General features: G+C 58.6%; 19 protein-coding genes. 10 read left to right on the forward strand and 9 right to left on the reverse strand.

Features of this window, described 5'->3' with window-relative positions; translation table 11 throughout:
- The first annotated feature begins 445 nt into the window (after positions 1 to 445).
- From CA51_RS07675 to queG, 4 genes are all read left to right on the forward strand, one after another.
- Positions 446 to 643, forward strand: coding sequence for a cold-shock protein (locus tag CA51_RS07675; RefSeq protein WP_145102644.1), 198 nt, complete (start codon positions 446 to 448; stop codon positions 641 to 643).
- Positions 644 to 889: 246 nt separating this feature from the next.
- Positions 890 to 2,062: a metabolite traffic protein EboE gene (gene eboE, locus CA51_RS07680; RefSeq protein ID WP_145119316.1), complete on the forward strand. Its 1,173-nt coding sequence runs from the start codon at positions 890 to 892 to the stop codon at positions 2,060 to 2,062.
- Positions 2,063 to 2,099: 37 nt separating this feature from the next.
- Positions 2,100 to 2,804, forward strand: coding sequence for a pyridoxine 5'-phosphate synthase (locus CA51_RS07685; RefSeq protein WP_417730190.1), 705 nt, complete (start codon positions 2,100 to 2,102; stop codon positions 2,802 to 2,804).
- A 5-nt stretch (positions 2,805 to 2,809) separates the two neighbouring features.
- Positions 2,810 to 3,961 carry a tRNA epoxyqueuosine(34) reductase QueG gene (queG, locus tag CA51_RS07690; RefSeq protein WP_145119320.1) on the forward strand — a complete coding sequence of 384 codons (1,152 nt, stop codon included), beginning with the start codon at positions 2,810 to 2,812 and terminating at the stop codon, positions 3,959 to 3,961.
- Positions 3,962 to 4,028: 67 nt separating this feature from the next.
- On the opposite strand, the gene cmk is transcribed toward queG, so the two are convergent.
- From cmk to CA51_RS07725, 8 genes are all read right to left on the reverse strand, one after another.
- On the reverse strand, positions 4,029 to 4,688 hold the full coding sequence (gene cmk / locus CA51_RS07695) for a (d)CMP kinase (protein ID WP_145119322.1): 660 nt from the start codon (positions 4,686 to 4,688) through the stop codon (positions 4,029 to 4,031).
- Positions 4,689 to 4,727: 39 nt separating this feature from the next.
- Positions 4,728 to 7,031: a transglutaminase TgpA family protein gene (locus tag CA51_RS07700; RefSeq protein WP_197451669.1), complete on the reverse strand. Its 2,304-nt coding sequence runs from the start codon at positions 7,029 to 7,031 to the stop codon at positions 4,728 to 4,730.
- On the reverse strand, positions 7,021 to 8,205 hold the full coding sequence (locus CA51_RS07705; protein ID WP_145119325.1) for a DUF58 domain-containing protein: 1,185 nt from the start codon (positions 8,203 to 8,205) through the stop codon (positions 7,021 to 7,023). Before CA51_RS07705 ends, CA51_RS07700 begins: the two co-directional genes overlap by 11 nt.
- 177 nt (positions 8,206 to 8,382) lie before the next feature.
- Entirely contained in the window at positions 8,383 to 10,416 is a 2,034-nt protein-coding gene (locus CA51_RS07710; RefSeq protein ID WP_145119327.1) for a YgiQ family radical SAM protein, read from the reverse strand.
- 174 nt (positions 10,417 to 10,590) lie between these two features.
- On the reverse strand, positions 10,591 to 11,325 hold the full coding sequence (locus CA51_RS07715; RefSeq protein ID WP_145119329.1) for a PIG-L family deacetylase: 735 nt from the start codon (positions 11,323 to 11,325) through the stop codon (positions 10,591 to 10,593).
- Positions 11,326 to 11,416: 91 nt separating this feature from the next.
- Positions 11,417 to 12,088 (reverse strand): hypothetical protein, encoded by a 672-nt coding sequence (locus CA51_RS07720; protein WP_145119331.1) that lies wholly within the window; start codon positions 12,086 to 12,088, stop codon positions 11,417 to 11,419.
- Positions 12,089 to 12,255: 167 nt separating this feature from the next.
- Positions 12,256 to 12,426, reverse strand: a complete 171-nt coding sequence (locus CA51_RS25725) for a hypothetical protein (RefSeq protein ID WP_197451670.1) — start codon at positions 12,424 to 12,426, stop codon at positions 12,256 to 12,258.
- A gap of 50 nt (positions 12,427 to 12,476) precedes the next feature.
- Positions 12,477 to 14,051 (reverse strand): ABC transporter permease, encoded by a 1,575-nt coding sequence (locus CA51_RS07725; protein ID WP_231746052.1) that lies wholly within the window; start codon positions 14,049 to 14,051, stop codon positions 12,477 to 12,479.
- A 513-nt stretch (positions 14,052 to 14,564) separates the two neighbouring features.
- Here CA51_RS07725 and rplM point away from each other — a divergent pair.
- The 5 genes from rplM (at position 14,565) to CA51_RS07750 (ending at position 21,246) form a co-directional block, all read left to right on the forward strand.
- On the forward strand, positions 14,565 to 15,026 hold the full coding sequence (gene rplM / locus CA51_RS07730; RefSeq protein WP_145119333.1) for a 50S ribosomal protein L13: 462 nt from the start codon (positions 14,565 to 14,567) through the stop codon (positions 15,024 to 15,026).
- 84 nt (positions 15,027 to 15,110) lie between these two features.
- On the forward strand, positions 15,111 to 15,524 hold the full coding sequence (rpsI, locus tag CA51_RS07735; RefSeq protein WP_145119335.1) for a 30S ribosomal protein S9: 414 nt from the start codon (positions 15,111 to 15,113) through the stop codon (positions 15,522 to 15,524).
- Positions 15,525 to 15,939: 415 nt separating this feature from the next.
- Positions 15,940 to 18,810 carry a hypothetical protein gene (locus CA51_RS07740; RefSeq protein WP_145119337.1) on the forward strand — a complete coding sequence of 957 codons (2,871 nt, stop codon included), beginning with the start codon at positions 15,940 to 15,942 and terminating at the stop codon, positions 18,808 to 18,810.
- A gap of 46 nt (positions 18,811 to 18,856) precedes the next feature.
- On the forward strand, positions 18,857 to 20,443 hold the full coding sequence (locus CA51_RS07745) for a sensor domain-containing diguanylate cyclase (protein ID WP_145119339.1): 1,587 nt from the start codon (positions 18,857 to 18,859) through the stop codon (positions 20,441 to 20,443).
- A 149-nt stretch (positions 20,444 to 20,592) separates the two neighbouring features.
- Positions 20,593 to 21,246, forward strand: a complete 654-nt coding sequence (locus CA51_RS07750) for a CatB-related O-acetyltransferase (protein WP_145119341.1) — start codon at positions 20,593 to 20,595, stop codon at positions 21,244 to 21,246.
- A 54-nt stretch (positions 21,247 to 21,300) separates the two neighbouring features.
- Here CA51_RS07750 and CA51_RS07755 read toward each other — a convergent pair whose 3' ends face one another.
- A complete protein-coding gene (locus CA51_RS07755) occupies positions 21,301 to 22,452 on the reverse strand; it encodes a TIGR03364 family FAD-dependent oxidoreductase (RefSeq protein WP_145119343.1) in 1,152 nt (383 codons plus the stop codon).
- A gap of 274 nt (positions 22,453 to 22,726) precedes the next feature.
- Here CA51_RS07755 and CA51_RS07760 point away from each other — a divergent pair, with 274 nt between their 5' ends.
- Positions 22,727 to 24,043, forward strand: coding sequence for a DUF5690 family protein (locus CA51_RS07760; protein ID WP_197451672.1), 1,317 nt, complete (start codon positions 22,727 to 22,729; stop codon positions 24,041 to 24,043).
- Positions 24,044 to 24,125: the final 82 nt, after the last annotated feature.

Raw genomic sequence — 24,125 nt, forward strand, 5'->3', positions numbered from 1 at the left:
TTGCTGGCTGTCTTGCTTTTTGCCGCGGCTCCCAATCACGCTCGATCGGTGACGTTGAGCGGCGTCGGATTGTGAGGGGGGCGCGATCGAAAAGGTCCCGGATCGACGAATCGTGAACATTGCGATTGACTTTGCCTGCAGATGTCTGATACAGTGGGCTTTGAAATTGGTAGCGAACGCAAACTAGATGTTCGCCGATTTGCTTGAAACGACGCTGGCTTTGTCCCTTTACTTTCTTGCTGCGGCCCACACGTTTTGATTTGGCCCTTCGATTGAGTGATCGTGACAACGACCCCTTCTTCGACAGCTGACTCATACTCTTTTAGTTCAGCAAGCTCCCTATTTTGTCGGTCCTTCGGGGCCAACTGTAACTTGGCCTGCGCGTGATGCATGGCGTGCCGGTCGCGTATATCTACGTTTTCGTGCAACCTGGGAGAATTGCGAAGTGTCGCAAGGAACGATTAAGAAAATTACGGACAAGGGTTTTGGCTTCATCGATGGCGAGCGTGGAGATATCTTCTTCCACCACTCGGCTGTTGTCGAAGGCAGTTTTGAAAGCCTCCGTGAAGGGCAAAATGTTGAATACACCGAAGGCAGTGGTCCTAAGGGACCGCGTGCTGAGAATGTTCGCGCCAGCGAATAATTCCGCTTCGCTCTAGATGAACAACAAATCGTTCGGTCAAACTTGTTTGGCCGAGCGATTTTTTTATGCGCCAACGATAACTTCGCCGCGATCGCTAACGCATTCCGCCGGCGACGGCAACATCCGCTTGCGACGATCCGCTCGACAGGACATTCTAAATGGAATGGTAGATACCGCCGCGTGGCCTGCTGAGTTTGCATTTGTCGAACTGTCAGCGATTCCACGCCTGGCGATCGATTATTCGAAATGAAATGGAGCTGCGGCGTGACAAGCCAGTGGATGACAGGCTATTGCACCAACGTGCATGCCGGTACCGATATCGCTCAGATTCGCAACAACCTCGATCAAGTCGCCGTCTCGGTCCGCGAGAAATTGGGGGCGTCGTCGATGGGAGTTGGGTTGTGGATCCCCGCTGAAGCGGCTTCTGAATTAGCAGCTCCCAACGCGTCGGCGGAGTTTGCCTCCTGGTTGGCCGATCGCCACCTGATCCCGTTCACGATCAATGGCTTCCCCTACGGCAATTTCCATCAGCCCGTGGTCAAGCACCGTGTCTATCTTCCAACATGGTGGGAAGCGGCTCGCCGCGACTACACGCTTCAATTGGTGGAGATCTTGCACCAGATTCTCCCCGCCGGTCAAAGCGGTTCGATCAGTACCTTGCCATTGGGCTGGGGAGAACCGCATCCCAGCGGCGAGCAAATGCAACAAGCCGCCGCAAATCTGAAGCAGGTTGCCGAGCGATTGGCGCAGATCGAACAGGAATCGGGCCGCCGGATCGTGATCGCGCTCGAACCCGAACCGGGCTGCGCGATCGATACCACCGACGACATGATCAAGTTCTTCGACGAATATCTTCCCGGCGCGAACCTGCGGCGGTACCTGACGGTCTGTCACGACATCTGCCACGCGGCGGTCATGTGCGAAGATCAATCGGTCGTGTTACGACGCTACGCCGACGCGGGGATCGGGATTGGCAAGGTGCAGGTTTCCAGTGCGATCGAAGTCCCCTGGCACGCGATGCAGCCCGATGCCCAGCGAGCGGCGATCGATCAGTTGGCTGGGTTCGCCGAAGATCGCTACCTGCACCAAACGATGGTTGTTTCGAAAACTGGCCAACAGCGGCTGGTGGAGGATCTGCCGGAACTGCTCGCATCGAGTGATCCAACGCAAGACCGCAGCTGGCGGATCCATTTCCATGTGCCGATCTACTTGGATCGGTTTGGCCAATTAAACGCGACTCAGCCGGCGGTGGTCGAGTGCATCGGAGCTCTTTCGGCAACCGAGGGGCTCGATTTTTCTGGGCACATGGAAGCGGAAACCTACGCATGGGGCGTTCTCCCCAGCGAACTGAAGGTGGATAATCTGGCCGACGGCATTGCCGAAGAAATGCGTTGGCTTCAATTACAAATCGGGAGATAAAAGGGTCGTGGTAGAACTAGGCGTAAACATCGATCACGTGGCAACCGTACGGCAGGCTCGCAGGACCTACGAACCCGATCCGGTCGCAGCTGCCTATCTCGCCGAGCTGGGCGGTGCCGATGGAATCACGTTTCACTTGCGTGAAGACCGCCGGCATATTCAGGATCGCGATGTTCGGATCTTGAAGGAAACGATCTCGGTTCACGTCAACATGGAGTTTGGTTGCGTTCGCGAGATCGTCGACATCGCTTGCGACGTGAAGCCCGATTGGGCGCTGTTGGTTCCCGAGAGTCGCGAAGAGGTGACGACCGAAGGTGGTCTGAATGTTGCCGAAGATTCGTCGCGAGCCGCCGATGCGATCAAGCAGCTGCACGATGCAGGGATCGCCGTCAGCCTGTTTTTGGATCCCGACCTGCGACAGATCGAAAGCGCTGCCGCGTTGGGCGTCGGCGCCGTCGAACTGCACACCGGCCCCTACGCCCTGGCCAAGGGAGAGGCGGTGGAACGTGAACTGCAGCGTCTGAAAACTTGTGGCCAGGCGGTGTTGGACGCCGGGATGCGGCTGCACGCCGGCCACGGTCTGACTTATAAAAACGTTCACCCCGTCGCTGCGATCCCGCACATTCGCGAACTGAATATCGGGCATTCGATCATCGCGCGAGCCGTGATGGTTGGAATCCAAAAAGCTGTCGCCGACATGAAGCACGAGATCGAAGTCGCCACGCGAGCCAAATCGGTTTAAAACGCGTGAGCTCGAATTCCGAAGCACCTGCCGATTTCACCCAGCTGCTTAAATCGCAAGCGAATCAGCTGGGCTTTCATCTCTCGGGCGCTTGCCCGGCGGTGGAACCCAGCGGTTATCATCGGCTGCTGGATTGGATCGATTCGGGCAAGGCGGGCGAGATGGACTATCTCGACGCCCGCCGCGATGCCTATCGCGATCCGCAGCATGTGATGCCGGGCGTGCAGAGTCTGCTGGTATTGGGCTTGCCCTACCGGACCGCTCAGCCAGAGGAGGTCGGTCCGATGCAGGGCCGCTTCGCTCGCTACGCTTGGGGATCGATCGATTACCACGATCTTGTGCATCGCAAACTGAAGCAGTTGAAACGCTGGGTGCTGCAGGAACGCCCTGGCGCCACGGTTCGCGGCGTCGTCGATACCGCGCCGCTGCTGGAGCGTGAGTTTGCTCAGCTGGCCGGCATCGGCTGGACCGGCAAAAACACGCTGCTGATCAACAAGTGGCAGGGGAGCTATTTTTTTCTGGCGGCGTTGCTAGTCGACTTTCCATTGACGTACGACGCACCGCACGAATCCGATCACTGCGGCAAGTGCCGGGCCTGCTTGGACGCTTGCCCGACGGCGGCCTTTCCCGAACCGGGCGTCCTCGACGCGACGCGTTGCATCAGCTATCTGACGATCGAACATCGCTCGGCGATCCCGCAAGAACTCCGCCGACCGATCGGGAATTGGGTTTTTGGGTGCGATGTCTGCCAAGACGTCTGCCCTTGGAATCGCCGTGGCAGCGAAGCTCAAGAAGCTGAATTTCAGCCGCTTGCGACGCAGAACCCCGCCGAACTGATCTTGCTGTTTTCGCTGACCGACGACGAATTCCGCAGCCGTTATCGCAAGACGCCGCTGTGGCGAACACGTCGCCGAGGTCTGCTGCGGAACGCTGCGATCGTGCTCGGCAATGCCGGCGATCCGGCGGCGATCGATGCCCTGAATCAAGGGCTTCAAGATTCGGAGCCGTTGGTTCGAGGAGCGAGCGCTTGGGCGTTGGGCCAGATCGGAACCTCCGCCGCCGTCGATCGGCTGCGCGAGCGTTGCGATCGAGAGACCGACGCGATGGTCCAGCAAGAGATTGCCGAAGCGCTCCGTAGGGCTCAGCCCGCGGCTTAGCTGACTGAATCATTGAGTGAACGATCGGACGGACGCCTGTGCGTTGCCGGCGCAACCAGATGTTGTGTTATCCGTCGCTGGGAAGCTTGGCTCGGACCAGAGATTCCAATTTGTCGACGACTTGTGCTTCGTCCATTCCATCGGTGCTAACCGTGATCGCATCGTCAGCCGCTACCAATCGGCCGACATCGCGGTTTTGATCCTGAGCGTCGCGGAGATTTTGTTCAGCCAGCAATTGCTCGACAGCGATCTCTTGGCCGTTTGCCAATAATTGACGCTGGCGTCGCCGCGCTCGCTCCTCGGGCGACGCTGTCAAGAAGATCTTGCAAGTCGCATCGGGAAAGACTTCGGTCCCTTGGTCGCGACCCTCGGTGACGTAGTCGTTGCTGACGACCAGCGACCGCTGTTTGTGGTTGAGGATCTGGCGGACGCTGGCGATGTCGGCGACATAACGAATGTTGCGAGTCACCTCGGGAGTGCGAATCGACACGCTGACGTCGCACCCGTCGGCCCAAACCCGATCGTTTTCCAGGCGGATCTCAAGCGCGGCGGCCAGAGTTTCGACCGCGGCCGAATCGCCTAGATCCACTCCCTTCTGCATCGCGACGTGAGTGACGGTGCGGTACATCGCGCCGGTATCGAGAAAGTGGAATCCGAGTCGCGACGCGAGCTTCCTCGCGACGCTGCTTTTTCCCGCTCCCGCAGGGCCGTCAATCGTTATTACCATAGATCCGAATATGTTTCTTGGGGCGCGATGTCGAAGCGTTTACCGAAGCATCGATTCGATTCGACGCAACGCTTGATCGAGTTCTTGTTGTTGGGCTGCGTCGAGTTCTTGCGACGATCCAAACCGCTGTTCGTAGAGCCGCGTGACGATCCGATGCAAATCGGCAGCTTGCTGATCATCGCAACTTAGTTCGGTTTGAGCAACGCGGGCAAATTCACGCGGCGTTTGGAAACGCTTGCGATACAGCCCCATTCTCGATAACAGGAAACACATCTGGTCGAAAAAGGCGACTCCCGAAAGCCCAGCCGTTTCGTTGTTGGTTCTGCGAAGCGAGAACAGGTTCGACGCGCGATAGCTGTTTCGCCAAACCAAGACAGCTCCCAGGCAGACAAACACGCTGACGACGGTCACTCGCCACGAGAAGATCTCGTGGATCGCGACGGCTCCTTCTCCCAGTTCGCCCGCCTTCAACCGCTGCACCCACTGATCGATCTGTTCGAAGTAGGCGCTGTATGCGGAGATTTCGCCAACGCCCTGCCCCAGATCCTGCAGCGTTCCCTGTTGGCGTTGATTGCTCATATCGAGGACGTAGTCGTCCCACAAGATCTGGGCAAAATCCATCATGTGCGACATCCTGCCCGATCCTTGTTCCTCCCCGAGCGCGGGCGTTGGGTCGAGACGCATCCAGACGCCGCCGCCCGGTGCCTGCCCGTACAAGTCGACCCCCGCCGGCAATTGATCCCGGTCGATATAAGCTTCCACCCAGGCGTGGGCGTGCAGTTGCCGCACGATGTAATACTCGCCAAAACTGTTGAATTCGTCGGTCTTGTAGCCGACGACCAAGCGAGCGGGGATCCCTTGGCTGCGTAGCATCAGCGTCAACGCACCGGCGTAATATTGGCAGTGGCCACTCTTTTTTGTCGAGATGAAATAGTCCATCGGGTCGACGTTTCGAGGCCGCTGGTCGCTGAGGTCCAACGAATACGTGAACTCCGGATTTTGCCCGAGGTAGGTTTCCAGACCCGCTGCGATTTCGGTGATCCCTTTCGAATTGGCTCGCAAGTCGTCGGCGACGCGATCGGCGGCGTCGATCAAATTCGGCAGCCGTTTGCGATCGATCTGCAACAGCATCTGTCGCTCCCAAGCACCGATCGTGCTGGAGTAGTGTCGTTCGCTGGTCAAGTCGACGTACCGCAGCCACTGCGTCTGCTGGCCGCGAGAAAACGCATGCGTGAGAAAGGAGTACTCCATTCGCTGGTGCCGCGCTTCGTTGCCGCTGCGTTTCAGCAGCCAATGCCGAGGCCAGTGCCGAATCGAATCAAACGGCTCGGTTTCAAAGTAGGGTGGGATCGAAAAGATCGCCATCGTGTTGGAGGGTTCGATCCGCAGCGTGGCTTCGACGCGATCGAATTTCTCCCGCCGCTCCGCCTCCTCTTCGACGTATTCGCGCGGCAGACGATGGTTGCCGACAAAGTCGCGACGCCGCACGGTCTCCCATTCGCCAAGGTCGTTGACCGGATCCCAGTGATAACCGTCCAGCACTTGGCCGCGCAGATAAGCCGGCTCGCGGAGCGTGTAGGCACGCCCCGACTCTTTGTTCCGCAATTCCAGCCGCATCACTTTTTGTGGGTTCTGCAGCAACCTGCCCATCTGTTCAAATCGTACGCTCTCACTGTACCCGGTTGTCCCTTGGCCAAACGCCGTCGACTGCAGCCCGTTGCCGCTGGAACGAGGCAATGCATAGAAGAACGTCGCTGCAAAAAACAGCACCGCAGGCCCTAGCACAAACAAGCCGACTCGCGACAACTTGACGTTGCGAACATCAAACGAAAACGGTTCGGGTTCGATCTGCCCGCTGCGACTGGCAGTGCTGGTCATCGTCTGGCAAACATACGACTGCAGTTGAACCATCGTGCTGAGTCCGACGATCGAAAATGGGATCAACAGCATTCCAAAGTAGAGCGCGTCGTTGAGGACGGCGGCGACAATCAGTTCCAGCAGCGCAAACACGCTCAGCTGCTCAAACACGCGGCGGCTCTTCTTCTGCAAGTGCAGCACCGCCTGGACCAGCACCAACAATCGAGCCACCGCCGCGATCTGCCGCTCATCGACGCCGCTCCAGAACCCGCCGACGCAATAGATGCTGGCGATGCCCATCAGGATGTACGCGATCGACGGAGGCAGGTAGACGATCTGCAACCAGTCGACGAAGACCAGCGAGAACAGCCCCGCGGCCAACGCGATCGTCGCCAAGCTCTCGGTCCCCGAGACGCCGCCCAGCAGGCAGCCACCGAGGATTGTCAGAGCGACAAAATGAATCTTCAACAAAGCTTCAGTCTTCATGTGCGGTCTCCATAAAGATCTGTTGCGACGATTCATCGGCCAAGTTCAACCAGCGTAGATCCAATCGCCCCGCGACCGTCGCCGCGGAATCCTGGGAGTCCAGCACCTGGTGGTTCATCGGCCGCGTGCTGGCAACAACCAGGGGCCAATTCGTGTCCGATACACCGACTAATTCGCGCAGCTTGTCGTGCAGCAGCGGTCCCGGGCGACGCGATGCCATCGCCAAACTGCTCATCACCCGCCGCCGGAATTCGAGCCCGCGGCAGTTTCGATTCGAGATCACCAGCCCGTCGGTGATCGCAAACGCAACTTGAGTCTCCGGATTGCGAAGCACCTCGTTCATCAGCGTGGCGGCAAACCCAACCAACCGCTCCAGGCTCTCGTCCGACGGAACCTCCTGGTACAGATCGACCAGCAACGCGATCTGTTGCCGCTGCTGTTGCTCGAACTGCCGGACTGCCAGTTCACCGATCCGGGCCGTGGTTCGCCAGTGGATCCAACGTCGGCTGTCGCCATTTTGCCAATCGCGGAGCCCGTAGAAATCGCCTTCGTTGACCCCGGCGCGGCGACGCGATGCGACCAATCCGGTTTGGTCCGACAGCATCCAACCTCGCCAACCTTTTCTCAGTCGGCCCAATCTCGGATAGACGACAAACTCTTCGCGGCGATCGATCAGCCGCGACGCGCGAGTCAGGCCAAAGGGGAACTCGGTGCTAAACCGCAACGGCCCCAAAAGGTACCGGCCGCGTTGGGCGATGCGACACTGGAAGGCCGCGGTTTGTTCGTCCTGGCTGCCGATATAGGCCAGCGCCGCCCGGCCGCTAGCGGTTTCGCGGCGTTGCGATTCGCTGTGGATCCGTTCGTCCAGCTGCAGGAACCAAGCGGGCAGCATTTTTCGCAGATTGCGAATTCTATAGCGGATCGAAAACAGATCGCCCGCAAAAACCTCGACCGGTAATTGCCGCGCGATCGTCAGGCCGTGCAGAGTACCACGCGAGAACCGCCACTGCATGACCAGTGTGCCGATCAGCAGTCCCGCCAGGATCGCCAGCAGGTTCAGGTCGCGAACGACAGCGCCGACGATCGTGAACAACGCAACAAAGCCAAAGTGGTAGCCGCTGCGCGTTAGTCGCACTTTGATGCGGTGCAGTTTGTCTGCTGGCGTTGCGCTCAAACCCAACCCCTAACACCTTCGTCGCGAAGCGATGCAGCCGATCGGAGCGTCCCCCAGCGGAACGCTTCGACACAATCGGGCCTTATGCGTCAATTATCTTCACTGCCCTTATCGACGGCAACACCGCGCGGACGATTCTCGATCGAACCGGTGGCGAAATCATCCGCTGCTGGGCGATTAGGGTCGTTTCGTCTCTTTTCGCTCGGGACGGTATCCCTTGCTTGTCGTATTGCGGCTCTGCTTCTTGTTCCGCTTTTTCGACTTGTTGGCGTTGGGGATCGTGTGGACATATTCCCCCTTCACTGCGGCGTTGGCGTTTTTGCGACGCTGGATCAACGCTTCCTTCGGCGGTTTGCTTGGGATCAGACAGTCGCAGCCGTCGCCGATCAGATCGTGCCGTCCCGTCTCCTGTAGTGCCCGTCGGACCTCAAAATAGTTAGCCGGTTTGAAGAACTGCATCAGCGCCCGCTGCATCTTGCGATCGCGGAGCTTTCGCGCGGTGAAGACCGGCTTTTTTGTAAACGGATCGAGCCCGGTGTAATACATTGTTGTGGCGACGTCCAATGGCGCGGGGATAAAGTCCTGCACCTGATCGGGCCGGTATCCATTGCGTTTCAGGAAGACCGCTAGATCGATCATCGCGTCGAGATCGCTGCCCGGATGGCTAGCGATGTAATACGGCACCAAGTACTGCTTCTTGCCCGCCTTTTTGCTCGACTTGTTGAACTGCTCGGTGAACGCTTCGAAATCGTCTCCCGACGGCTTTCGCATGTAGTTCAATACGCCTGGATCGGAATGCTCCGGAGCGACCTTCAGCAAGCCGCCGACGTGATGTTCGGCTAGTTCTTTGATGTACGTTGGGCTCAACCGCGCCAGGTCCATTCGGATCCCGCTGGCAACCAAGACCTTCTTGACGCCGGGGATGTCTCGCGAATCTCGCATCAACTGGATCAGCGGACCATGGTCGGTCCCCAGCAGTTTGCAGACCTTGGGGTGGACGCACGATTGCCGTCGACAGACAGCTTCGACTTCCGGGCGCGAACACTGCATCTGATACATGTTCGCCGTCGGACCACCGATATCGCTGACGGTTCCCTTGAACTTGGGGTCGGCACCGAGTTCCTTCAGTTCGCCGAGGATCGATTTTTGGCTGCGCGATTGAATCACACGTCCCTGGTGGGCGGTGATCGAACAGAAGGTGCAGCCGCCGAAACAGCCGCGCATGATCGTGACCGAGTTCTTGATCATTTCGAACGCAGGGATCGGTTCGCGATACAAAGGATGCGGCTTCCGCGTGTAAGGCAGCCCGTAGATCCGATCCATTGATTCTTGCGTGATCGCCAGCGGCGGCGGATTGACGACCACCGCTTGGTTACCGTGATACTGAATCAACCGCCTGGCGTTGAGCGGATTGGTTTCGTTGTGGATGATTCGCGTCGCTTCGGCAAAGGCAACTTTGTCGGCTGTGACATCGGCAAAGCTGGGCAACGTGATCGCATCTTCAGGCGGCGTTTCCGAAGCCCCGGTGACGTACGCGATCCCGCGCATGTCCCGGAGATCCTTGACCGTTTCGCCTTGATCCAAGCGGCGAGCGATCTCGACGATCGCATCCTCCCCCATTCCAAACGCAACCAGATCGGCTTTGGAATCCATCAGGATCGATTTGCGAACGTTGTCGCCCCAGTAGTCGTAGTGCGCTAGTCGTCGCAGCGATGCTTCGACGCCGCCGGCGATTACCGGCACACCTTTGTAGGCCTCGCGAGCACGGTGGCAATAGGAAAGCGTCGCCCGATCGGGGCGCGTACCGATCTTGCCGCCGGGGCTGTAGGCATCGTCGTTGCGGACTTTGCGGCCGGCGGTGTAGTGATTGATCATGCTGTCCATGTTGCCAGCACTGATCGCATAAAACAGTCGCGGACGACCGAACCGCCGCCAGTCTTCGCAGTTCTGCCAGTCGGGCTGGCTGACGATGCCAACGCGGAAACCAGCAGCTTCGAGGACGCGACCAAGGATCGCCATCGCAAAGCTGGGGTGATCGACGTAAGCGTCGCCGGAGACAAAGACGATGTCGATTTCGTCCCAGCCGCGCTGCTTCGCCTCCTTCGCCGTCATCGGCAAGGGGCGATCGGCAACGGTCGAACCGCATGCAGGGAGACCGGACAGCAGGTCGGAACGGATCGGCGAGCCGTTGAGGATTGGCAGAGATTTCATGTTTTCATTATGCGAGGCAGAATGCGACCGGATAGCCCAAAGATTAAAATTGGTCGATAGTTACCGGACCGGGCACAGCTTGCAGCCCGCAGGCCCCGCGCGTTCCCAGCTCGGCGAGCGGTAATTCGATTCGATCTGGCGACGCACCGCTTTGCCCGCGGTTCGACACGTCTTCTATAAGACAGCTGTCTTAAACAGATCGTCGACCGCAATCGATTTGGGAGACGCAAAGACCTCGCCCGCTTCGACCCCGGCGGCAGAACCGGTGATCTGAGCCGCTGCGGTGATGCGTTGCATGATCTGCGGCTTATGGGCAAATTGGGTTTGGTAGCAGGCGACCGAATCGAGCTTCCGCTGCAGCGTGCTACTGATATCGACAGTCAGATGCGACAGGCAACCGCTTAAATGATCCGGTTCTACCGCCAGGCGGAAATAGAGCTGACGCGAGATCGTGTGAACGGGGAATCCACCAAAATGGCTGTCCCATTTGCTCAATCGACTGTAGAAAATCGCTGCATCGGTGATCTGCATCGCTTGCCAATGATCGGGAGATGCCATCGGCGTCTTGTCGCCAAAACCGATCACCAGCTTCGGGCGATGCTTGCGAAATTCGGTCGCCAACGCGACGCGCGACTCAAAGCAATCGAACAGCCGGCGGTTGGTAAGATCGAGGATCGTCCGCACCTGGACTCCTAGCGCTGCGGCGGCGGCTTGAGCCTCCTGCAATCGCACTTCGGGGCCAGCCGAGTTCGGCGTCGGTTCGCCATCGGTCAGATCGATGATGCCGACACGGTAGCCTTGATCGACCAAGCGGGCCAAGGTGCCACCACAAGCGATCTCGACATCGTCGGGATGCGCTCCCACCGCGATCACGTCCAGTTCGGGGTACTGAGAAAGATCAGCGTTCATCAGCGGTCAAGGCTCGGTAAATGGAGGAGGAATGGCGTGGGCAACGAGTGATGCAAAACAGTGCGGCGGCGACAGCCAGCGGGACCCCGATTCAGCGCGGCCGTCGTGGCAGCGCCGATTGGTTGAGGAAGGAACGCAGTTTGTGCAGGCACGCCGGCGCATCCCCTTCGTTGACCTCTGGCGGTGCCATGGAGAAATAATCGTTGGCGATGCCCAGGACCTGCTTGTAGGCTTCGGCCATTTCGGGTTCTTCGTCGACGATCATGCTGGCCATTTCGAAATCGCGATCCCAGAGGATGCGATCGGCCAGCAGTTCGACGACCAGATCCCACTGCTCGATTTCATCGCACCAGGGATCTGGGATGTCGTCGAGATCGTCTTCGATGTTCGCGGCATCGGCTTCGGATCCCGGAGCGTTATCGATGAACGCTGCCAGCACCATCGACCGCATGTCGCAGCACGAATCGCCGAAACATTGACCGGCGTCGATCTCCAGTTCGATCTGCGACTTGACGGTCTCGAAGATCGCCATCACCGTCGCTTCCAATTCCGCAGTCAGCTCGGGCATCGCTTGAGCAGGACTCAACAGTCCGTGGCAGACCTCGTTAAGCAACGCGATCCGTTGATAGACCATCTGCTCGTCGTACAATTCAACGCCCGACTCGCAAACCACCGCTCCGTTGTCGTTGCGAATTTCCCATTCCAAAGCATCGATCATCGCCACGCAGGTTTGCACGATCAATGTTGCTTCTGAACCGGACAACGTCCGGTCGCCTGTGGATGTGTGCCACATTGAAACTCGCCTCAAAAACGTTGATGCCCAAAACCCGTAAACCAAAAAGCGTCTCGAACATCCAGTGTAACAGCGCCAACCCGATTAATCAGTAAGGGGACCGGCAAATGGACGGCGCTTGGTTGGCATCGTTGCCGCTAGCTTTTCCGCAGCTCAACCGCTTCGGCTTCCAGCTTCGCGATTTCCTTTTCGAGGTTCGTGATCTCGTCGGGTTCATCGGCTTGTTGGCGGACACCGGCAAGGTTCTGCCGCAGTTGCGACAACTTCTTGTTGATCACATCCAATCGCTTCTTCGCCTTTTTGTCCATCGCTTGTTTTTCTCCGGTTAGTTAAGTGGGGCGAGTCGATCGCGCGGCGTTCAGAATTCCAAGAACGCCACAACGAAGTGAACTAATAATACGAACAATGTCGTCCACAAGACAGTCGCGGTGATCGAATCGCTGACGTCACCGGCACTCTGCTTGGGACGCATCCCGCGATAATAGGCGATCGCGGCGATGCCGATCCCGCACGCGACGTTCTTCAACAGCACCCATTGAGCTCCCGTGGCGAACCAGCCGCTTTCGCTGTGCAGTTGCGAGTGGAAATGGACCTGCCAAAACGAAGCGTTAATCTGAGGGTGGTTGATCGCGAAGGTCAACATGCTGATCCATTGAGCGGTTTGAAAGCCGACCCATTCCAACAGCGGAGTGCCGATCACAAACGCGGCGATGATCGGAACCAAAAGGTACGCCGTCGGGCGAACACCTAACGTCTGCAACGCATCGACTTGCGATCCGTATCGCTTGACACCGACGTCGGCGGCAACCGCCGCGCCGCACCGCGCGGCGATCAAAATCGTCGCCATCACGGGGACCAAGATCCGATATAACGCAAACCCGATCGCCGCCAGCAGATCCTCGATCAACAGCGGTTTGGTGTAGACCGAGAAGGGTAAATAACGAAAGGTAAAATGGGTACCGGCAAAGCCGACGATCAAACCTGCCATGATCAAATAGATCCAGGCCGAAGGACCAGCGACTAGGTTCAGGTAGTGCGTCAAGAATCGCAAGCCCCATTGCACTCGCGGCAACCGTGGGATCGCATCCCAGGGCAGCCGCACCGCCGCAACGATCGCCGCTCCACTGGCGTCCAAAAAATCAAACGCCCCGCGGCGGCTGATGTCGAGCAACGATTGCAACCGCGGCGGTTCGGTGGCGGTTGGCGGTTCGGTCGCAACCGGCTGCATCCGCTCGGGGATCGATTTCCAATCGCTCGGATCGACAGCTACCAATTGCCGCCGCTCCGAATCCAACAACAGCACGTGGTCGGCGATCGGCAACAGCGTCTCGTAATCGTGAGTGACGACGACGCTGGTTCGGCCGTGCGTCTGTTGCGTCCGCCGGATCAGCGACGCGACCTGTCGACCGCTGGCTGCGTCGAGCCCCGATGTCGGTTCGTCGTACAGCACGACTTCGGGATCTGCCGCCAGAGTGCGAGCGATTGCTAAGCGTTGTTTCTGGCCGCCGCTGAGCGCGGCAACCGGCGTCCGCGTGGGGACGCGGAGTTCGTCCAACCATTGTTGCGCCGATTGTTCCGGCGGCTTGGAGCGGTCGCGGCGGTGGTCGATAGCAAATTGAACGTTCATTAAAGGTGAGAGTTCATCGAACAGCGCGAACTGCTGAAAAACGATTCCCACCCGGCGCAGCGGTTTGCCCTGGCTGCCGGTGATCGAACCCGACCATTGGATCGCGGCATCGTGACGAGGAATCAGCCCCGCCAAGATTCGCAGCACCACCGATTTGCCAGCACCGCTGCCGCCGACGACGACAGTGATCTTGCCCGCTGGAAGCGTGGTGGAGGTCGGTTCAAGCAGCGTCCGCGATCCGGCTCGCACCTGCAATTCGTGCAATTCCAATGCCGCGGAGGTCTCGCCCTGCATGCTCGCTTCCATTTCCGTACTCTGTGCCCAAAAGATGTCGCGATCGAGCCCCGCCTCTCAAAAACGTCGGCTAAGTCCAATCGCCCGCACTGCCCGCCGGGGGGGCTGAAGGCAACGCAGCTGTAAAATTGCTGGGTTGGGGAGGGATCGCGGTCCGATTGTATGGGAACTGGCGCAGCGGCAACAGTTGCGGCGTCGCGGCGGCTGTAAACCAAGCATTCATTGGTCTCGAGGATCATAGGCAAGGGGTGGCCAGCAAATGCGGGTTGGTCGGATCGCAACTGGAGCTGTTAATCGAAGTCAAACAAACGGGAAACATTAAGAAAGCCGCTTGTTAAAAAAGTCCGATAGAAGTAAACTCCGTCACTATTACAGCTCGCGAAATCCAGCACCGCGAAGATGATGCCCCGAGTAGCACGCTTGGCAGGCCCTTCAAATGCTTCCATAAGTGCTGTCAAGATAACAAGTTACGTTTCTATCAGGTGACTCAATTCGGAGTCGTCGCGGATCGAAAGGATTAGAAAAGTGCCCAGTCAGCGTACTTACAATGCAAAGCCCGGCGAAGTCGAAAAATCGTGGTACATCGTCGACGCGACCGATCAAACGCTCGGGCGGCTCGCCAGCGACATCGCCGTCGTTTTGATGGGCAAGCATCGCCCCGAATACACTCCACACATCGATGTTGGTGATTTCGTAATCGTAACCAACGTCGAAAGCATCAAGATGACCGGCCGGAAAATGGAACAACGCCATTATACCTGGTACACCGGACATCCCGGATTGCGTTTGGAAAGCTATCAAGGTCGTCAGGAGCGAAAGCCCGAAGATCTGCTTTACCACGCGGTTCGTCGTATGTTGCCGAAGAACAAGATCGCTCGCCACATGCTCACCAAGCTGAAGATCTACACCGGCGGCGAGCATCCGCATCAAGCACAGCAGCCGCAACCGTTGACGGGTGCTGGCAAGGTCATCGCTAGCTCCAACTGAGCCGGAACTCTTCCCGCTTACGTTTTATAATCACCCACGGACGCCGCCCACGCGGCAACGCATCATCCCACGAAATACTGAGTTATGGTTGCAGTAAAGAAAGACAAGATCAACGGCGATGCACTTGGAACAGGTCGCCGCAAGTCCTCGATCGCCCGCGTACGTGTGCGTGCTGGCAGCGGCAAGGTGACGATCAACCGCAAACCGCTCGAAGCTTATTTCGTGAACGATCAAGACCGCGAAGCGATCGAGCAGACTCTCGAAGCTTGCTCGGCTCGCGAAGCAGTCGACGTTTTGGTCCGCGTTCATGGTGGCGGCACGACCGGACAAGCTGGTGCAGTTCGCATGGGCTTGGCTCGTGCATTGGTCAGCTTCAACGAAGAGAATTTCCACACGCTCCGCGATGGCAACTTCCTGACGCGAGACTCGCGTATGAAGGAACGTAAGAAGCCAGGTCTGCGTGGTGCTCGTCGTGGCGTTCAGTTCTCGAAGCGTTAATCGCTCGACAACTGCAGCTCTGCAAACAACAAAAGCCCGCTTGCTCGGTATCCGAGTGGCGGGTTTTTTTGTGCGCGCGTGGCGACCTCCGATCGCGCGCTCGTCGGTCGGCCGAAACCCTCCATGTGGGGGTTGAGGTGTCTCGTGAGGGACTGTGTCCCGGGAAACGCTGGGTTTGCTGAGCTCAAACGCAAATGAAAACTGGGGCTGCTCGACTGATCCCAACATTCGCGACGATCCGGCTAACGATCATCTAGCGCTCGGGGGGCTCGAGGATGTCATTGAAAGCACCCCGGATGCGGCGCAGCCAAGGCTGCAATCGAGCTATGTTTCTGATGTTGGATTCATTCCCTTCGCGTTCCGCTTTCGATGATCTGGGGGCGCGCGTGCTCGACGCTCTGGACCTCCGAAACCGATGTCTGTACGAAACTTCCTGTCGCGATGCCGTGAGCCGCAAGTGCGTGCCACGCTAGGACTGGAACGGCTCGAGCATCGCTTTCCATTCGACGCAGCCGCAGTGGACGCCGGCGCTTGGGGACAGGACGACACATCGATTTCGGAATACGTTTCCAGCGCCAACTCTGCCGATCACTCCGATGATCAATTCATTGCTTCGGATGCCGACTTCAAGCTGCGGCTCGACGCGCCCGACGGCGGAATCGATTCCCCCGAAACCACAGTTGTTGGTCTGCGTTCGCCCGAGAATTCCGAAGCCGATGCCGCCGCGTTCACCGACGGCAGCCACATGCTTGCGTTTGCCAGCGAGATCGCGGGTAACGATGGACTGTTTGTGAGTCGCACGCAGCCCGATGGCTCCCCTGGCGACCAGCCGACGGTTGTTGCTCTCTTTTCCGCCGGCGAATTGCAGTCGCCTGGCAGCGACATCCGCGTCGCTCTGGCAACGCTCGACAGCGGCAGCTCCGTTGTCGCGTGGACCGATTCCAGCGGGATCCATCTGCAGCAACTCGATCCATCCAACGCGCTTCACGGACCACGGATCGATTTTGCCACCAGCACCACGTCTGTCGAATACGCTATCGATCTGATTGGACTCGAAGATGGCGGTTGGATGCTCGCCTGGAATGATACTCAGGCGGCGAATATCCAGCTGCAACGTTTCGATTCGGAGGGGCAGATCGTCGGCCAGCCGAATCCGATCGCTGCGACTTCGCCGACGGCGCGGATCGACGACTTGCGATTGACCGAATACCCCGGTGCCGATTTTGGAGTCTCGTGGGTCGAGTGGTCGACAGATTCCGTCGAACACCTTGAACAGCAGTTTCTGGGCGTCTTAACGGTCGACGGGACGTGGGCGATCGATCCCTTCGAAGTCACCAGCGACGGCTTCTCGCCGACGCATGAGCTTGCCGCGATGGACGACGGTCGCTGGGTACTGGCGGGGATGCGCCAGGGCTCGCTGGAATCGTACCCCGCGGTCCTTGTTGTCGACGCGACGGGAGACTTGATCGCGGAACACGCTCTCGACGCAAACGCTGGCGTTGTGGATGCTCCGGTGGCGCTGACAAAGCTCGCCGGAGGCGGCTTTGCAATTGGATACTTTCGTGGTGAATCGCAGTCCAGCTCCAAGCTTGTCGTCGAGCAGTTCAACGACGATGCAGAGCCCGTCGGTGGTCCCGTCGCGATGAACCACACTGCGTTGCTTGGCGAACCCGCCGCAGCGATCGTTGGACTTGCCAACGGCGGAATCGCAGGATATTGGATTGGCACGGCGCTAGACCAAACTTCGCCGGCGCTCCTCTCGCGAACCGTGCGAATGGAATCGACACACATGCAGTTCGCGTTGGAAGGGGCTGTTTCGTTGGCGGAGGCGGATTCCATCGGCATCGTTGGTCTTCCCGCCGATGCGGCGCTCAACCATGGCGTGCGGACGTCGCCAACATCGTGGATCGTTTCTGCCGGAGATGTCGACAACTTGCAAATCCTTTCGCTCGACCCGCTTCCCATTCTCACCCTCGCCGTCGATCTGCATGCGTCCGACGCAAGCGCGGCGCCACTTGCATCGATAGCGCTTACGTCCGGAACGCCGCTGGACGACACGATCGATCAATTTAGCTCCGCTTACATCGTCGATGGTCGCGGAGGTCGAGACACGTTTGTCGTCGCAGGCGATCGGAACGAGTACTTCGTCGTCGGGGCAGAGTCTGGTCGCGCGGTACGCTTGGTTCACAAAGAAAGCGGAATCGAACATCTGCTGACCGACATCGAATATCTGGCCTTCGATGATCTGATTCTGGAGCTCGAGCCAACGGCATCGGCGGACCGGGAATTGATGCTTGAAGCTGATGCCAACGACGCTACTAAGCTCAGCTTGGAAACACAGGCGGCGATGATCCAGGCAAATTCCCGTCTGGGCCCAATCAGGCCGGCGCTGGCGGCTGGCGCGCGCCCTGACATGCCACCAGCGATCCGCAGTATGGACGCCATGCAGTCGGCGATGAACGCAGCATTCGCCGAGATGGAAGCGGCGATGGAGATGGAGCTGAAGGGGGCGGTCCAGGGAATGGAAAAGTCGATCCGCAAGATGAATGAACCGGTTCGGTTGGTTCAGAACAAACAGGCGGCTGGCGAAGCGAAGGACCAGGCTGCCGAAAGCAAATCAAAATTGGACGATGCCGCGAATTCGGATCCTCACGCCGCGTTGGCGGCCGGTGCTGATGTCTCCGGTCATGCCGCGGCGGGTGACGACAAGGGAATCACGGATCCGCTGGCGGTTCTCAGCTTCGCTCCGCTGCAGCCCGCCCGTCCGGCTCTGCCGCAACTCACGGGACTCGCTTCACTGAACAATCCAGTTGCTGCAGCACGGAATTTGTATCGTGTCAGCGGCCAGTCGCTGCCCGACGTCGCCCCCGTTCTCATTCCTCCGGCAGCTCCCGTGCCGCCTCCCGATACGCTTGCGATCGCTCCGGTCCGAATGCCATTCCTCAACCCGATGCTCGACGCACCGACTGCGTTCGACAGCCAGCAATTGTTTGCCCAGATCGATGCGGTGGAGCAGCAAGTGGCCGAGGATGCCGAAGCGATTGAATTGGTCGCTGGATCGGCAGTTGTGTTGGCGACGGGCATGTCGATCGCTCAGGTCGCTTGGTTGCTGCGTGGCAGCGTGCTGTTAACCAAGTTGATGTCGTCGATGCCAATTTGGGTGTCGTTTGATCCGCTGCCCGTCCTTTCTGAAAGCTGGAATCGCGTTGCGATGGATTCCAGTGGCGACAGCGAAACGCTGTTGGATATTGCAAGAGTTCAAGACCCCGTTGGACCCCTGCAGTAAATCGTCGCTTTCCCCCGTTTCACCTCGATTCTAAAAGCCCCTAAATATGAAACGATTTGGCACAACAACCCGGATTGCATTTGCAATGGCGATGTGGACCGCAACGGTCCTATTGACCTTGCGTATGACGGGGCTGCTGGACGACGGCGCTTCACAACAGATCCAATCACGTACACGTTTGTGTGAAGTGATCGCCGTCAATTGTTCGCAATTTGCGTCGCGCGACGATCAAGCGGCGATCGAAGTCGCCTTGCGCGCACTCACCGCCCGAAATGACGACGTCCTCTCCGCCGCCTGCCGAAAGGCCGATGGATCGCTGGCGTTTGCATCGCAGGGGCATCAAGCAAATTGGAGCCCGCGCGATGGCGAGGCTTCGTCGAGCACCTGCATCCAGGTTCCTGTAATGCAAGGCGACCGGGTGTGGGGGCAGGTCGAAGTCTGCTTTCAGTCGCCAGCCGCAACCGGTTTGCTGGGCTTCCTCGCCCTGCCATCGGTCAAGCTGACGGTCCTGACCACGCTTGGCTGCCTGGTCGGTTTCCAGCTGCTGCTGCGCCGCTGCTTCAACCAACTCGATCCCAACCAAGCGGTTCCCGAACGCGTTCGATCGGCTCTCGATACCATGGCCGAAGGCGTTGTGGTGCTCGATGAAAAGTATCGCATCAACCTCGCCAACCAGCAATTTGCCGACATGATCGGTTGCACCGTCGACCAGTGCCAAGGCAAAAACATCGATTGGTTCCCCTGGGATACGCAGGACGAGCGTCCGTTGAGCGAGTTGTTGAGTGAGCTGAACGGAGAGGATCCGAAGATCTTTGAGAACATCAAATTGCGAAAATCGGAGACGTGCCGGCGGACGCTGAAGCCCAATGCCAGCCGGATCCTGAACAAGCAGGGCGAATGCAAAGGGATGCTGTTGAGCCTGGATGATGTCTCGGTGCTGGAAGAGCAGAACGAGCAACTGCGTTTTCTGGCGACCCGCGATCCGATGACGTCCTGCCTGAATCGCCGCTCCTTTTTCGAGTACTTGGAAGAGGCGTGGATTTTGGCGGAGCGACACAAGCATCCGATTAGTTGCCTGATGGTCGACGTCGATCACTTCAAAGGGATCAACGATTCGTTTGGGCACGCCGTTGGCGACGAAGTGCTGAAAGGCGTTTCAGCCGCCTTGCTGGCGACCGCCCGCGAATCCGATTACGTCTGCCGCTATGGTGGCGAAGAGTTTTGTGTCCTACTGCAACACTGTGATATCGATGGTGCCGCGTGTGCGGGCGAACGCTATCGGGCGGCGATCGAATCGCTGCAGTTTCCGCAATTGAGCGTCACCGCCAGCCTCGGTTGTTCCAGTGCCGACCTGGGAGCGGAGTCCGCCGAACAGATGCTCGAACAAGCTGACCAGTCGCTTTACGCTGCGAAGCGAAGCGGACGCAACCAGGTCGCGCGATTTGATCGCATGGAATCGACCATCCAGGAAATCGAAGCGGCCGCCGAACAAGACAACTCCACCGCCGAGGAATCGCTGCTCGATTCGGTCAAAGACCTGATCAGCGATGCACGCGATGCGGGAGCGACAAGCGTCAGCGTCGATCGATTAAACGTTGCGATCAAAGAGAGTTCTCAGCGGCCAAGCAGCTGAGCATCTCTGAAAGTATCGGGCACCCAGCCCTACGTTGGTTTCAAATCGATCGGTCGCAAGCGTCCAATCGATGCCAACATCACGCCGCTTCCAATTCGCATGCGGGTTGCGTACATTGCCCACGTACGTACGCGCCCCAAGAGAATCGCATGCACGGTCCCGATCCCCACACCCAACATCCGCTGGCTGGCTTTCCTCAAGTCGGCTATCTCAAGCCGATTCTTGCGGCGGCGGACGTCGAAAACATCATCGTCGGTGATTACACCTACTACGACGATCCCGCGGGCCCCGAGCGGTTTATCGACAATGTGCTGTATCACTTTCCATTCATCGGGGACAAGCTGACGATCGGCAAGTTCTGCGCGATCGGTCGCGGCGTCAGGTTCATCATGAATGGAGCCAACCATCCGATGGATGGCGTCAGTACGTATCCCTTTTGGATCTTTGGCAACGGCTGGGAGTCCAACGCGCCCGCCGCGGGGACGCTGCCGCATAAAGGCGATACCGTTGTCGAAAACGATGTCTGGATTGGATACGAAGCGACGATCATGCCGGGCGTGAAGATCGGCAACGGCGCGATCATCGCCGCGAAATCGGTGGTCACTTCCGATGTCCCCGCTTACACGATCGTCGGCGGCAACCCCGCTCGCGAGATCCGCCGCCGGTTTGCCGAACCCGACGCGGATCGGCTGGAAACCATCGCATGGTGGGACTGGCCGGCCCCGAAGATCACTCAGCACTTGGCCAGCATTGCGGGAGCCGACATCGATGAACTCGAGCGAGCGATAACAGCGGGCGAGTGATTCCGGCGGAGCGTTCTATGAACTTCCGACCGTGACGTGAAGACCACAATCGATCTACAGCGATGCAGCTTGCCCGGTGATTTGGTTCCAGAAGCGATCGGCGACGCCAAACGACATCGTCATCCCAGCTCCGCCCGGAGCAACGCAGACATGAACGCGATCCCGCGCTTCGATCTCCAACATCTCGCGATCGGGATGTTTTGCGTAGATGCCGTGCCAGCGAGCCTCGATTTTCCAGTCGGGCAAGTCAAATTGCCGCTGCAGTTCACGAAGGATCAATGCGTCGATCTCCGATCGGTCGAAGGGGCTGATGTCGTCGTCGTACTCGTGTGAATCGCCCAGCACGACTTGTCCGAGTTCGTTTTGCGAAGCCATCACGTGGATGCCAAAACGATCCAGTTCAGGCGTTTCCTCTCGGACGCGTTGCTGAACTGCCGCCAACGACGAGCAATCGGCAAACGAACTGTAGTGTCGCAGCGTTAGCCCGCTGGCCAAGTGAGGCCCGATCCGCCACGCATCGGCTTGCGCAGCGGTCCGCATCATGTGTAACTTGCAAATCTTCAGCGGCGATTGGGCGAACGCTTCGGGCAACAAAGTCTGGAAATCGATTCCGCTGCAGACAACAACGCGATCCGCTTGCCATTGCCTTGCATCGCTGGAATGGAGCGTTCCATCGGCCAGTTCGCAGACCGTTGTGGCGAATTCGCAATCGACGCCGTAGCGGCTCGATAGCCACGACGGGATCGCGGCGATCGCGCGTGGCGGATTGACGCACAGTTCGGTGTCGCTCCACATCGATCCCAACAATCCATCGGGCTTCGCGGCTGGCGTGCGACGGAGCGTTTCGGCTGCGGTAAGCATCTGGACGTTGATCTCACCGTTTTGATTTTGAGCGGTAAACTCCTCTAGCACCGCCAATTCATCGGGGCGATGCGCCAGATGCAACGACCCACAGGCGTTTGCCCAAACTCCCGATTGCTTGGCAAGCTTCAACCACAGCTCTCGCGATCGCATTGCCACCCGATGTAGTTCTCCCGCAGGCTGTCCGATCGGCCAAACCATTCCAAAATTGCGGATCGAAGCGCCGTTGGCCACCGCTGATCGTTCGACCAACAGAACCTTCTTGCCGCGGGCTGCCGCCATCCAAGCGTGAGCCAGGCCAACAATTCCGGCACCAACGACAGCGACGTCGTACTTTATTGTCATCGGTTTTCTACCTTCGATATTCTTCTGCTGCACAGCGAAGTGACGTCGAAACAATGCATCCCGTTGCCGCCGATGCCGCTGGTGCGGGCGGGCGAGAGGGAACTCTTCCCGCATCCAGGCAGCGGTGGCTTGGAAGCTAGTAAACAACGAATCGGCTCGCACCACGAGCCCACCAATTATGAGGATTTGATGAAACTGCTTTGAATGCTGTGGCGACACGTGTTATCTAATAGCTGTCGCACGCACGCCAACTCCAATCACACCGACGGAATCCATGGACACACGCTCCCGCAATACATCCGTTTGGCAAACCGCGGCGACTTGGTCACCGATGCTCTGGGGGAGCATGGCCGCCTTCGGAACCTACTTCTGCATGTATGCCTTTCGCAAACCGTTTACGGTGATCGATTACGATGACATGACGGCATGGGGCTGGGGCTACAAAACGGTTGCCGTGGCGGCGCAAGTCTTCGGATACATGGTGTCGAAGTTCCTGGGGATCAAGATCCTTTCGGAACTGCCGGCCCATCGCCGCGCGGTCAGCATCATCGGTTTGATCCTGTTCGCCGAAGTCGCTTTGATCGGATTCGGCCTGGTTCCCGCTCCGTATAACATAATCTGCCTGGTGCTCAACGGTCTGCCGTTGGGGATGGTCTTCGGCTTGGTCCTTGGATTTCTGGAAGGTCGCAAGCAAACCGAAGCCTTGGCGGCGATCCTTTGCACCAGTTTTATCCTTTCCGACGGCGTCACCAAATCGGTTGGCAAAGGCTTGTTAGAGATGGGCGTTCCGGGCTTCTGGATGCCCGCCACCGCTGGAGCGCTGTTCCTGCTCCCGATGCTCTTTTTTGTCTGGATGCTGCGACAGGTTCCGCCACCGAGCGACGCCGATATCGCTGCCCGCAGCAAACGCGTGCCGCTCACTTCGCAAGAGCGTCGCGACTTCTTCTCGCGTTACGCCTGGGGCCTGACACCGCTGTTAGTGATGTATTTGTTAGTCACCATCGTGCGCAGCGTCCGCTCCGACTTTGCCCCGCAAATTTGGGAGAGCCTAGGCGTGACGACGACTCCCGAGTTGTTCAGTTACTCCGAACTGTGGGTCGGTCTTGGCGTGACGCTAGCCAACGGAGCGGCGATGCTGGTTGGCGACAACTACCGCGGATTCAAGCTCGCCCTGGCAACCTGTTCGATTGGGTTTGCGATCTTGCTGATGTCGACTTATGGCCAACACGTCGGATTGATCTCGCCGTTCCTGTTTATGGTCTTGATCGGCGTCGGACTCTACCTCCCCTACGTCGCCACGCACACTACGATCTTTGAGCGATTGATTGCGATGACGCGCGATCGCGGCAATCTCGTCCACCTGATGTACCTTGCTGATTCGATCGGCTACCTCGGCTACGTCGGCGTGATGCTGGTCAAAAACGTGTTCCAGCCAGGCGGCGATTTCATGTCCTTCTTTCGCCCCGCCTGCTACGTCGTCGGCCTCGTCTCACTGCTCTGCATGATCGGGTGCCAGTTCTTTTTCTCGCTCCGCGCCAGCCGCCAAGCTCCCGCTCCCTCGCCGATCCCAATCGAACAACCAGCGACTTAGTGCAAAGGCATCCTCTTGCCGACCGGCAGTTTCTAACAGCCTCCGCCCAGAATGATTGTGACGACCACGGGCTTGGGGATCA

Origin of the sequence: Rosistilla oblonga, from assembly GCF_007751715.1 — a bacterium.
Taxonomy (GTDB): Bacteria; Planctomycetota; Planctomycetia; order Pirellulales; family Pirellulaceae; genus Rosistilla; species Rosistilla oblonga.